This is a genomic window from Micromonospora sp. NPDC049171 (assembly GCF_040648275.1).
Classification (GTDB): Bacteria; Actinomycetota; Actinomycetes; order Mycobacteriales; family Micromonosporaceae; genus Micromonospora.
In genome coordinates this window covers 137,727-149,062 of record NZ_JBEZDJ010000024.1, presented here as the reverse complement: position 1 = coordinate 149,062, position 11,336 = coordinate 137,727, and the positions used below count along the sequence as shown (strand labels likewise).

The window sequence follows — 11,336 nt, the reverse complement described above, 5'->3', positions numbered from 1 at the left end:
AGACGCTCGACTGGGCAACCCCAGCCGAACGCCTGGACCACCTCATCGCTACCTAACGATTGCACTCACCCCTTGACCCCAAGCGGCGTGTCGCGCCGCTAACTCCATGATCACCGGGGTCGACAGGCGGGGGTGGGGTGGGTGGGGTGGGTCAGGGGGTGGGGGTGTTAGGGGAGCGGGACTGTGCGGGATTCGGTGCGGGCGGTTTCGGCGGCGGCCAGGATGCCGACGACCTCACGGCCGAAGCGGACGTCGCAGCGGTGGTCGCGGGTGCCGGCTCGCACCTGCTCGACGAGCTGGTCGATGGCGACGCCGAACGCGGTTGCGGCGTCGTTCTCGCCGAACGGGACGTTCTCGATGCCGTTCTCGCCGTAGAACACGAACTCCCGGGCCATCGACTCGGTCGGGGCGTCCAGGGAGAGCGAGGCGCTACTCGTGGCTCCCCCCTCGTGGGTGAGCAGCAGGTGCACCATCCCGTTCGGTCCGTCCATCGCCGCGACCTGGGTCACCCGGCCCAGCACCGGAAGGAGGATGGAGAGCGCGTGCGGGGCGATGTCCCAGAGCGCGCCGTGCTCCCGGCGCCACAACGACCCGCCGTACGGGCTGCCGTCCTGGAAGATCGAGGCGAACGCGGTGGTGCGGCCGTGCTGCCAGCCCCCGACGGCGGCGGTGGCGGCGAGGAAAGCGGTCACGTTCGGCTGGAACCGCTGGGTGAAGAAGACGACCGAGGCGACCCCGGACTCCTCGGCGGCGGCGACGACCCGGTCGGCGTCGGCCACGCTGAGCGCCAGCGGCTTGTCCAGCAGCAGGTGCCGCCCGGCGGACGCGGCCCGGACCGCGATGTCGGCCTGGACGTCCGGCGGTAGCGCGACGGCGACCGCTTCGCACTGCGCGATCAGGGCGTCGACGTCGGCGTAGGCCGGCACCCCGTACCGCTCGGCCAGCGCGGAGGCCCGCTCCGGGTTACGCCCCCACACCCCGACCAACTCCGCGTCCGGATGTGCGTGCAACGCCTTCCCGTGCGTCTCGATCGCCCAGTGACCGGTGCCGAACAAACCGAACCGCAGCACGTGTACCTCCGCTGTTTCCCCACCCCGTGGCAACGCCACGGCCGTGATCCACGCTAGTCGTCCCACCTGCCACGACGGCGGCGGGTTCGACCAATCGACGCTGCCCACCCCTGTTTCCACGGGCCCGCCCTCGACAACGCCGTGTCCGAATGCCGCCAGACGCGGCAGGTTCGACGGGGCAGTCTCGATGGCATGGCGAGTATCGATTCAGCACTGACCAGCGGTCCCGTCGACTTCGCGCACTCGTACGACTTCGCCGAGGGCGGGCCCGTGCACCTCGCGCTGCTGCCGTTTCCGTCGGCGGCGCCCGCGCCGTTCGAGGTCGCTCGCTGGTCGGTGGCCCCGAACACGTCGAACGACCTCGATGTCCACCGATCGCGCGAGGTGTGGATCATCGTGTCCGGCACCGGAACCTTGACCTTCGGCGACCGGACGAGCGTGCTGCGGTCCGGGGACGTCGTGGCGTTCGACAGCGGGGTGCAGCATCAGATCCGGAACGACGGACCGGAGCCGCTCCTGGCCGTCTCGGTCTACTGGTTGCCGGACAGCGACTGAGGTCCCCCGGGGCGTTACGGACACCCTGGCGGCCGCCCGGCGAGGCAGGGTCATCCGATTACTACGGCGGTTAGTAGGCTGTGCCGGTGACCGAGGCAACGACCGGGCAGGCCCGGTGACCAGCGTGGGTGCCGACTCGCCGGTGGACGGAATCGTCGCGACGGTGTCGATCGTGCTGTCGCTGCTCGTCGCGGTGTGGGCGCTGGTGGCGGCGGTGCGCCAACGACCGCCGGACCGGGTGCAGTTCATCGGCCTGGCCGTACTCGAGGTGGCCTTGCTCGTGGTGGGCGTGCTGGCCCTGGTCGCGGTCGGCGGCGGGGACCGGCCCGGTGAGCCCGGCGCGTTCTTCGGCTATCTGGTCACGCTTGTGTGCCTGCCGCCGTTGGCCTGGGTGCTGGCCCGGATGGAGCCGACCCGCTGGGGTTCGGCGATCGTCTGTGCGGTCTGCCTGGTCACCCCGGTGGTGGTGGTCCGGTTGCAGCAGACCTGGGAGGTGCTCGGTGGGTGAGACCCGACCGGCCGGCCGCGCGACGAACGCCGGCCCGGGTCGGCTGCTGATCGCGGTCTACCTGCTCTTCGCGATCGCGGCGACGAGTCGGGCGGGCCTACAGCTCGCCACCAAGTTCGACGAGGCGCCGGTGGCCTACCTGTTGTCCGGGGTGGCCGCGCTCATCTACATCGTGGCGGCGGTGGGGCTGGCCCGCGCCGGACACACCGGTCGACGGGTCGCGCTGGCGTGCTGTTCCGTGGAGCTGGTCGGGGTGGTCGCGGTCGGCATCCTGAGCCTTGTCGACAAGGAGCTCTTCCCGGACGAGACGGTCTGGTCGCAGTTCGGCAGCGGGTACGGCTACATCCCGCTGGTACTGCCGGTGCTCGGCCTGATCTGGCTCTGGCGCACCCGCCGCACCGCCGCCTGACGCGGCGACGAGGGCACCCCTTCGCGAAGGAGCGCCCTCGTCGGGAGTATGGGTCAGTCCCGGGGGCCGCCCGCGACGTAGATGACCTGACCGGAGACGAAGCCGGCACCCTCGCTCGCCAGGAACGAGATGGTGTGGGCGACGTCCTCCGGGAACCCCGGCCGACGCACCGGGATCTCGGCCGCCGCGTGCTTCTTGAAGTCCTCGAAGTCGACCTTCATCCGGGCGGCGGTGGCCGCGGTCATGTCGGTGACGATGAACCCGGGTGCGACCGCGTTGACTGTCACCCCGAACGGCCCCAGCTCGATGGCGAGCGTCTTGGTGAAGCCCTGGAGGCCGGCCTTGGCGGCGGCGTAGTTCGCCTGGCCCCGGTTGCCCAGCGCGGAGGTGCTGGAGAGGTTGACGATCCGCCCCCACTTGCGGTCCACCATGTGCTTCTGTGCGGCCTGGCTGAACAGGAACGCGCCGCGCAGGTGCACCCCCAGCACCGTGTCCCAGTCGGCGTTGGTCATCTTGAACAGCAGGTTGTCGCGGAGCACACCGGCGTTGTTGACGAGCACGGTGGGCGCGCCCAGCTCGGCGGCGACCCGGGACACCGCCGCCTCGACCTGATCGCGGTCGGACACGTCGGCCCCCACACCGAGTGCCCGGCCGCCGGCGCCGACGATGGCGTCCACCGTTTCCTTGGTGGCCGCCTCCTCGATGTCGACCACGGCGACGGCCATGCCGTCGGCGGCCAGCCGTCGGGCGGTGGCCGCGCCGATACCGCGCGCGGCTCCGGTGACGATGGCGACGCGGGGCTCCTCCGACATGATTACCTCCCGGTAACGTGGGGTCGATCGGAGGAGCTTAACCTCAACAGGCCGGCCCCCGGCATAGGCGAATCCACCGGTATCCGTGGCCGGAGACCTTCACCGCGCCGAGCTTGCCGAGCTCGCCGTAACCACGATCGGTGAGCACGTCGATGGGCATGTCGGCCTCCGGTTCGAGACTGCTCAGGTCCACCTCGACGTCGTCGGTGCCGAGGTTGTGCACGAAGACCATGGTCCCGGTCGGTCCGTCCGCGCGGTGCGCCAGCACTCCGGCCGGCATCGCCACGTCGATGTGGGTGGTCGAGCCCGAGCCGATCTCTGGGGCCTCCCGCAGCGTACGGATCATGCGCTCGAACCAGGCGAGCAGCGACTTCGGGTCGCCGCGCTGGGCGGTGACGTTGACGGTCTGGTAGCCGAACTCACCCTTGTCGATCACCGGTCGGACCAGCTTCTCCTCCTCCGCCGTGGAGAAGCCGGCATTCGGCTTGTACGACCACTGCATCGGGGTACGGATCGCCTCCCGACCGGGCAGCGACAGGTCCTCGCCCATCCCGATCTCCTCGCCGTAGCGCAGCACCGGCGTGCCGCGCATGGAGAACTGCAACGCGTACGCCAGCTCGATGCGTCGCCGGTCGTTGCCGAGCATCGGGGCGAGCCGGCGGCGGATGCCCCGGTCGTAGATGCGCATGGTCTCGTCCGGGCCGAACTGCGCGTACACCTGGTTGCGCTGTTCGGTGGTGAGCCGGGACAGGTCGATCTCGTCGTGGTTGCGCAGGAAGGTGGCCCACTGCCCACCAACTGGCAACTTCGGGGTGTCGTGCAGCGCGTCGATGAGCGGCTCCGGGTCCTCGCGGGCCAGGGCGAGCATGAGTCGACCATTGAGCATGAAGTCGAAGAGCATGTGGATGCGGTTGCCGGAGCCGCTGCTGTCGCCGAAGAACGTCGGCAGTTCGTCCGGTTCGACGTTCGCCTCGGCCAGCAGGACGGCGTCGCCGCGCCGCCACTGCACGTGCTGGCGCATCTCGGTGAGGAACTCGAAGTCCTTCGGGGAGTTCGGGTTACCCGGCTCGGTCAGCTCGATGATGAACGGCACCGCGTCCATCCGGAAGCCGGAGACGCCGAGCTGGAGCCAGAACGACATGATCTTCTTGACTTCGGCCCGGACCTGCGGATTGGCGAAGTTGAGGTCCGGCTGGAACTTGTAGAACCGGTGGTAGAACCACGCCTTGGCGGTCCGGTCGTAGCTCCAGGTCTCGTCCTGCTCGCCCGGGAAGACCATGCCCTGGTGCCGGTCGTCCGGCTCGGTGTCGGACCACACGTACCAGTCGCGGTACGGCGAGTCCGGCGAGGATCGGGCGGACTGGAACCACGGGTGCTCGTCGGAGGTGTGGTTGACCACCAGGTCGATGATCACGCGGATACCCCGGTTCTGTGCCTGGTGCAGCAGCTCGGCGAAGTCGCCGAGGGTGCCGAAGCGCGGGTCCACGTTGTAGAAGTCGGTGGCGTCGTAGCCGTCGTCGCGGTTGGGCGACGGGTGGATCGGGTGCAGCCACAGGCAGGTCACCCCGAGCCGGGCCAGGTAGTCCAGCCTCCCGATCAGCCCACGGATGTCACCGACCCCGTCGCCGTCGGAGTCGGCGTACGTGTCGATGTCGAGGCAATACACGACGGCTTCGGAATACCAGCGGTCACCCATGCGGGAGAGACTTCTCCGATCGATCACCGCGGCAAACCCTTGGTTATCGTGCCTGTCATGGGAAACGACCTCGTACCGCCGAGCACACCGTTGGACTGGTCCGCGGGCAGGTGGCTGCACCCGCCGGTACGCGTCGAGGACGGCCCCGCCGGTGCGCTCGTCGTCGAGCCGGCGGCGGACAGCGACTTCTGGCGGCGGACCAGCTACGGCTTCGTGCACGACAACGGCCCGGCCCTGCTGGCACCGTTGCCGGTCGGCACCGCCATGGAGGTGAGTTTCCGGCTCGACTTCTCGGCGCAGTTCGACCAGGCCGGTGCGTTCGTCCGCGTCGACGAACGGACCTGGACCAAGGCCGGCGTGGAGGTGAGCGACGGTGCGGCGCAGCTCGGCGCGGTGGTGACCCGGGAGTTCTCCGACTGGTCGGTGGCGCCGGTGCCGCAGTGGGAGGGCCGGGAGGTGACCGTCCGGGTCAGCCGGGCCGGCGACGCGCTGACCGTCCGCGCCCGGGCCGACGACGAGCCGTGGCGACTGGTCCGGCTCGCCCCGCTGGACCCGGCGGCCGAGGCCGTGGCGGGCCCGTTCTGCTGCGCGCCGTCGCGCGCCGGCCTGAGCGTGGTGTTCACCGGGTGGCGGCAGGGTCCGGCGGACACCGCTCTGCACCCCGAGGTGTAGCAATCGCCTTATCGGGTAAGACCCTCCGATCCCCGACAGCCGACCGGAAGGACGACCAATGGCGTACGCCCAGGCTGGCGACCCGTCCGAATTCACCGGGTTGACCGGTTGGGTGGCCTCGGTGATCGAGGCGATGGGCCCGGTCGGCGTGGCGCTGCTGGTGGCGCTGGAGAGCATCGTTCCGCCGATCCCCAGCGAGATCGTGCTGGCGCTCGCCGGTTTCCTGGCCCACGAGGGCAAGTTCAACGTCTTCCTCGTGGTGTTCGCCGCGACGGTCGGCTCGCTGGTCGGCGCGCTGGTGCTCTACTGGCTGGGCGCGGCACTCGGCGAGGAACGGCTCAAGCGCTGGTTGGACCACATTCCACTGGTGGACAGCGACGACCTGGAGAAGGCCGACAGGTGGTTCGAGCGGCACGGCCGGTGGGCGGTGCTGATCGGTCGGGTGGTGCCGGTGGTCCGCAGCCTGGTGTCCGTGCCGGCCGGGGCCAACCGGATGCCGATGGGTGAGTTCATCCTGCTCACCACCATCGGCAGCGGGGTCTGGAACGGTCTCATCGTGGGGGCCGGTTACGCGCTCGGGAGCCGTTGGCAGGACGTCGAGCGTTACAGCAACTGGTTCAACTACGCGATCGGCGCGGTCTTCGTGGTGATGGTGGTCAGTTGGGTGATCCGTAAGGTCCGCAAGCGTCGGGAGCGCGACGACCGGCGGTCGGTGACCGCCGGTCGTTGATCGGCTACCGGTCGGCCGGCGACGGCACCGCCTGCGGCCGGCGGAGCACCGCCTGTTCGGCGGCCGACCACACGCTCGTGGTCACCAGGTAGATGACCGCGGCGAGCGGCAGCACCAGCGCCACCAGCACCGTCGTGAACGGCAGCAGGGGCAGCAGTCGCCCGAGCACAGCCGCGCCCGGCCCCTCGGTGGGGGTGCCGGCCACCGTGCCGACGGCCGCGGACGCCCGCCGAGCCCGCCGCGACGACCACCAGGCCACCGCCAGCAGCACCGCCAGCAGTACGGCGAAGAGCGGGCCGGCCGCCCCGGTCACACCGTCGCTGAGATGGTGACCCAGTGACACCCCGGCGAGCCGTTCGTCGAGCAGCCCGGTGCCACCCTCGTTCGTGGTGAACAGCCGGTACAGCACCAGCAGGAACGGCGCCTGGAGCAGCAACGGCAGACAGCCGGCGATCGGGTTGGCCCCGGCACTGCGGTACAACGCGAACACCTCGCGCTGAAGCGTCGCCGGGTCCTCGGCGTACCGCCGCTGGAGGTCACGCACCTGCGGGGCGAGCGCGGCGCGGCGCCGCTCGGCGCGGACCTGCGCGACGGTGAGCGGCGAGATCAGCAGTCGGACGGCGATGGTGAACAGCACGATGGCGGCGGCGGTCGACATGCCGCCGGACAACGGTTCGAGCAGGTCGGTGAGCCAGGACAGCGCGGTGCCGGCAGCGGCGACAGCGTCGTGCAGTGGTGCGAAGGCAAGCATGGGAAACCCCTCGGTCCGATTCCGGTGGGGCCCAACCCCGGGCGGTGTCCGCTCGACAGGGGGGCCGGTGACGGCGGGATCGGCCGCGTGGCGGCGTGGCGCTACGCGGCCGAGGGGTGTCCCGGGGCACGGGGGCGTGGGCGACCGGCGGCGTCCGGGTCGATCTGCCGGGGCACCCGGCGAGCACGGGACCGGGCTCGCAACCCGGCCCAGCGCGGCCCGGTGCCCGGCACACCCGAGCGGCCGAGCACCCGCGCCGCGAGCACCACGGCGAGCAGCACCAGGGCGGTCAGCGCGGCACCGGCCAGCAGGTCGGTCGGACGGCCAGCGAGCAGGGTGAGCTGGGCGAACGCGGAAACCCACGCGACCCCGACAAACCCCAGTGGCACCGGCACGGGCCCAGCATAGGACCCACTGTCACGTCATCCTGGCGAAACCGGCGGCACGCCCCAGGCCACCGCGACGTTTCCCGGCATCGCCACGTTGGGTAACCAGCAGCGGACCGACGCGGACGGACCGCGAACGGTAGGAACGGACGGTGGTGTCGATGACCGGTCAGGTGGCGGAGGCGCCCAGCGAGATGGCTGGGGCGACCGGATTGCTCACCGTGGGTGTCGAGGAGGAGTTCCTGCTCGTCGACCCGCACACCGGGGCCGCGGTCCCGGCCGTCGACCTGGTGATGGAGCAGGTGCCGGCCGAACTTCGCGGGCAGGTGGAGCGGGAGTTCCAGACCAGTCAGATCGAGATCGGCAGCCCGCCCGGCCTGGAGTTGTCGTCGATCCGGCACTCCCTCGGCGTACTCCGTCGGGCACTCGCCGACGCCGCCGAGCGGGCCGGCGTACGCCTGCTAGCCATCGGCACCGGCCCGGTGGACGGCCCGGTGCCGCCGGTGGTGGACAAGCCCCGCTTCGACCGGATGATCGAGCGGTTCCGGCTGCTCGTTCCCGGCCCCGGCAACAACGGCATGCACGTGCACGTCGGCGTTCCGGATCCGGAGACCGGCGTGCAGGTGCTCAACCACGTACGCCCCTGGCTGCCGATGCTGCACGCGATGACCACCAACTCCCCGTTCTCCCGAGGCGAGGACACCGGCTACGCGAGCTGGCGCTCGGTGGAGTGGGAGCGCTGGCCGTCGGTGGCGCCGACGCCGTTCCTGGAGTCGCACGAGCACTACCAGCGGCTGATCAGTCAGTTGATCTCCAGTGGGGTGATGCTCGACGAGGGGATGCTCTACTGGTACGCCCGGCTGTCGGCGAAGTACCCGACCGTGGAGCTGCGGATCGGCGACGTCTGCCCGTCGGTGGACGACGCGGTGCTGGTCGCCGCGCTGGTCCGGGCCCTGGTGGCCACCGCCATGGCGGACGTCGAGGCCGGCCGCCCGGCGTTGCAGACCGATCACCACCTGCTGGTCGGCGCGCACTGGAGGGCCGCGCACGACGGCCTGGAGGGCGACGCCGTCGACGTCACCACCGGCGAGGTCCGCCCGGCCTGGGAGTTACTGGACCGGTTCGTCGAGCGGCTGCGGCCGGCGCTGGAGCAGCACGGCGACTGGGCCGAGGTCACCGACCTGCTGGGCGGGTTGCGCCGGCACGGCAGCGGGGCGGCCCGGCAGCGCGCGGTGTACGAGCGCACCGGCCGACTCACCGACGTTGTGCAGGACGTCGCGCGGCAGACCCGTGGCTGATCACCGTCGTGACAGGATGAGCCCGTGGCACAACGGCTGATCGTCATCGGCGGGGACGCCGCCGGAATGTCGGCGGCGTCCCAGGCCCGACGCCGCCGCGACCGTGACGACCTGGAGATCGTGGTCTTCGAGCGGGGCCACTTCACCTCCTACTCGGCGTGCGGCATCCCGTACTGGATCAGTGGCCTGGTGTCCGGCCCGGAGGCGCTGATCGCCCGGGATCCGGAGACGTTCCGCACGACGTACGAGATGGACGTCCGGATGCGCCACGAGGTCACGGCCATCGACCTGGACCGCCGCGAGGTGGTCGCCCGGGACCTGGAGGGCGGCGGCGAGGTCCGCGAGCGCTTCGACGACCTGGTGTACGCCACCGGTGCGGTGCCGGTGAAACCGCCCTGGGCGGACACCGACACGGGCGGCGTGTTCGGCATGCAGACCCTCGACGACGGGGCGGCGCTGCGCGACTGGCTCGACGCCGAGCCGCAGCCGCGTCGGGCCGTGGTGGTCGGCGGCGGCTACATCGGCGTCGAGATCGCCGAGGCGCTGATCCAGCGCGGCCTGTCGGTGACCCTGGTCGAGGCCGGCTCGCAGCCCATGGCGACCGTCGACGGCGACATGGCCGAGCTGGTCGCCGAGGCGATGCGCGGCCTGGGTGTCACGATCCGCACCGACCTGCCGGTGACCGGCCTGGAACAGCGGGACGGCCGGGTGTCCTCGGTGGTCACGGCCGAAGGGCCGATACCGGCCGACGTCGTGGTCCTGGGCCTGGGAGTACGCCCCAACACCGCGCTCGCCAAGGCTGCCGGGTTCCCGATCGGCCCGACCGGCGGCATCCGGGTGGACCGCCGGATGCGGGTGGCCGGGCTGTCCGACGTCTGGGCTGCCGGCGACTGCGTGGAGACACTGCACCGGGTCAGCGGGATGCCGGTGCACGTGCCGCTGGGCACACACGCCAACAAGCAGGGCCGCGCGGCCGGGATCAACATCGGCGGCGGGTACGCCACCTTCGCCGGCGTGATCGGCACGGCCGTGACCAAGGTCTGCGACCTGGAGGTGGGACGCACCGGCCTGCGGGAGCAGGAGGCCACCCTGGCCGGCTTCGACTTCGTCTCGGTGATCGCCGAGTCGACCAACCGGGCCGGCTACTACCCCGGTGCCCGGCCGATGACCGTCAAGTTGATCGCCGAGCGACCCAGCGGCCGGTTGCTGGGCGCGCAGATCGTCGGGTGGTCCGAGGCGGCCAAACGCATCGACACGCTGGCTGTCGCACTCTGGAACGGCATGACGGTGGACGATATGACGTCACTGGACCTGGGCTACGCTCCGCCGTACGCGCCGGTGTGGGACCCGGTGCTCGTCGCCGCGCGGAAGGCGGTCGACGCGCTCGCCGCCCCCGACCGCTGACCGGCGCCCGCAGTGGAGGACGACCCGTGACCCAGACCCCGACCCGGCCGACGGTGCGTCGGCGCCCGACGATGGTCGACGTGGCCCGGCACGCCGGGGTCAGCCTGAAGACGGTCTCCCGGGTGGTCAACGACGAGCCGGTGGGGCAGGAACTGGTCAACCGGGTGCTGGCCGCCATCGCCGAGTTGGGCTTCCGCCGCAACGACATCGCCCGCAACCTGCGCTCCCGGCAGCTCAACGCCACGGTCGGGCTGCTCATCGAGGAGATCGCCAACCCGTTCTACGCGACAATCGCCAGTGTTGCCGCCGAGATCGCGGCCGCCCACGGCACCATGCTGATCACCGCCTCGTCGGAGGAGGACCCGGAACGGGAACGCGCCCTGCTCCAGGACTTCACCCAGCGGCGGGTCGACGGGCTGCTGGTGGTGCCGGCGGGTCTCGACCACTCGTTCCTGCGTCGCGAGGTCGAGCTGGGAATGCCTGTGGTCTTCCTGGACCGGCCGCCGCAGGGGCTGCACGCCGACGCGGTGCTGTTGGACAACCGGGGCGGCAGCCATGCCGGCGTCAGCGCGCTGCTCGACGAGGGGCACCGCCGGGTGGGCCTGCTGCTCGGCGCGCCGAGCGTGCCCACGATGCGCGAGCGGCTGACCGGGGCGCGGGCGGCGCTGGCCACCGCCGGGGTCGCATCGGACGAGTCGCTGGTCCGCGAACGGCTCATCGCCCCCGAGGAGGCCGGTCGGGCCGTCGCCGCGCTACTCGACCTGCCGGACCCGCCGACGGCCTTCTTCTGCGCCAACAACCGGCTCACCGTCGGCGCCCTCCAGGAGCTGCACCGCCGAGGCAGTACCGCCGCACTCGTCGGCTTCGACGACTTCGAACTGTCCCACCTGATGCCCCGGCCACTGACCGTGGTCGCCTACGACACCCGGGAGCTGGCCAGAGTCGCCACCGAGCGCCTCTTCCAACGAGTAGCCGGCGACGACACCCCACCGTCCACCACAGTCCTCCCCACCAAACTCCTAAAACGAGGCCTAACCTAACCCGC

Annotated in this window: 13 protein-coding genes; 8 read left to right on the top strand and 5 right to left on the bottom strand. The window is 71.2% G+C overall.

Features of this window, described 5'->3' with window-relative positions; genetic code table 11:
• Positions 1 to 167 precede the first annotated feature (167 nt).
• Positions 168 to 1,070 carry a Gfo/Idh/MocA family oxidoreductase gene (locus tag AB0B14_RS27515; RefSeq protein ID WP_357066808.1) on the bottom strand — a complete coding sequence of 301 codons (903 nt, stop codon included), beginning with the start codon at positions 1,068 to 1,070 and terminating at the stop codon, positions 168 to 170.
• A 192-nt stretch (positions 1,071 to 1,262) separates the two neighbouring features.
• On the opposite strand from AB0B14_RS27515, the gene AB0B14_RS27510 reads away from it, so the two are divergent.
• From AB0B14_RS27510 to AB0B14_RS27500, 3 genes are all read left to right on the top strand, one after another.
• A complete protein-coding gene (locus AB0B14_RS27510; protein ID WP_357524913.1) occupies positions 1,263 to 1,625 on the top strand; it encodes a cupin domain-containing protein in 363 nt (120 codons plus the stop codon).
• Positions 1,626 to 1,740: 115 nt separating this feature from the next.
• Positions 1,741 to 2,133, top strand: a complete 393-nt coding sequence (locus AB0B14_RS27505; RefSeq protein WP_357066804.1) for a hypothetical protein — start codon at positions 1,741 to 1,743, stop codon at positions 2,131 to 2,133.
• Positions 2,126 to 2,542 (top strand): hypothetical protein, encoded by a 417-nt coding sequence (locus tag AB0B14_RS27500; RefSeq protein WP_357066802.1) that lies wholly within the window; start codon positions 2,126 to 2,128, stop codon positions 2,540 to 2,542. Before AB0B14_RS27505 ends, AB0B14_RS27500 begins: the two co-directional genes overlap by 8 nt.
• A 53-nt stretch (positions 2,543 to 2,595) precedes the next feature.
• On the opposite strand, the gene fabG is transcribed toward AB0B14_RS27500, so the two are convergent.
• Both fabG and AB0B14_RS27490 read right to left on the bottom strand, forming a co-directional pair.
• Positions 2,596 to 3,354 (bottom strand): 3-oxoacyl-ACP reductase FabG, encoded by a 759-nt coding sequence (gene fabG, locus AB0B14_RS27495; RefSeq protein WP_357066800.1) that lies wholly within the window; start codon positions 3,352 to 3,354, stop codon positions 2,596 to 2,598.
• Between the two features lie 43 nt (positions 3,355 to 3,397).
• Positions 3,398 to 5,050: an alpha-amylase family protein gene (locus AB0B14_RS27490; protein WP_357067208.1), complete on the bottom strand. Its 1,653-nt coding sequence runs from the start codon at positions 5,048 to 5,050 to the stop codon at positions 3,398 to 3,400.
• Positions 5,051 to 5,107: 57 nt separating this feature from the next.
• Here AB0B14_RS27490 and AB0B14_RS27485 point away from each other — a divergent pair, with 57 nt between their 5' ends.
• Together AB0B14_RS27485 and AB0B14_RS27480 are read left to right on the top strand one after the other, a co-directional pair.
• Positions 5,108 to 5,722, top strand: coding sequence for a DUF1349 domain-containing protein (locus tag AB0B14_RS27485; RefSeq protein ID WP_357524911.1), 615 nt, complete (start codon positions 5,108 to 5,110; stop codon positions 5,720 to 5,722).
• A 58-nt stretch (positions 5,723 to 5,780) separates the two neighbouring features.
• On the top strand, positions 5,781 to 6,452 hold the full coding sequence (locus AB0B14_RS27480; protein ID WP_357066796.1) for a DedA family protein: 672 nt from the start codon (positions 5,781 to 5,783) through the stop codon (positions 6,450 to 6,452).
• A 4-nt stretch (positions 6,453 to 6,456) separates the two neighbouring features.
• Here AB0B14_RS27480 and yidC read toward each other — a convergent pair whose 3' ends face one another.
• Positions 6,457 to 7,203, bottom strand: coding sequence for a membrane protein insertase YidC (gene yidC, locus AB0B14_RS27475; RefSeq protein WP_357066794.1), 747 nt, complete (start codon positions 7,201 to 7,203; stop codon positions 6,457 to 6,459).
• A 101-nt stretch (positions 7,204 to 7,304) separates the two neighbouring features.
• Complete coding sequence (locus AB0B14_RS27470) at positions 7,305 to 7,598, bottom strand: DUF6412 domain-containing protein (RefSeq protein WP_357066792.1); 294 nt, start codon at positions 7,596 to 7,598, stop codon at positions 7,305 to 7,307.
• Between the two features lie 152 nt (positions 7,599 to 7,750).
• On the opposite strand from AB0B14_RS27470, the gene AB0B14_RS27465 reads away from it, so the two are divergent.
• The 3 genes from AB0B14_RS27465 to AB0B14_RS27455 all read left to right on the top strand — a co-directional run bounded on the left by AB0B14_RS27465 (position 7,751) and on the right by AB0B14_RS27455 (position 11,331).
• Positions 7,751 to 8,887, top strand: a complete 1,137-nt coding sequence (locus tag AB0B14_RS27465; RefSeq protein WP_357066790.1) for a glutamate--cysteine ligase — start codon at positions 7,751 to 7,753, stop codon at positions 8,885 to 8,887.
• 24 nt (positions 8,888 to 8,911) lie between these two features.
• On the top strand, positions 8,912 to 10,291 hold the full coding sequence (locus AB0B14_RS27460; RefSeq protein WP_357524909.1) for an FAD-dependent oxidoreductase: 1,380 nt from the start codon (positions 8,912 to 8,914) through the stop codon (positions 10,289 to 10,291).
• A 71-nt stretch (positions 10,292 to 10,362) separates the two neighbouring features.
• The gene (locus AB0B14_RS27455) at positions 10,363 to 11,331 is read left to right on the top strand and encodes a LacI family DNA-binding transcriptional regulator (protein ID WP_357524924.1); all 969 of its coding nucleotides are present in this window, start codon (positions 10,363 to 10,365) and stop codon (positions 11,329 to 11,331) included.
• Positions 11,332 to 11,336 lie beyond the last annotated feature (5 nt).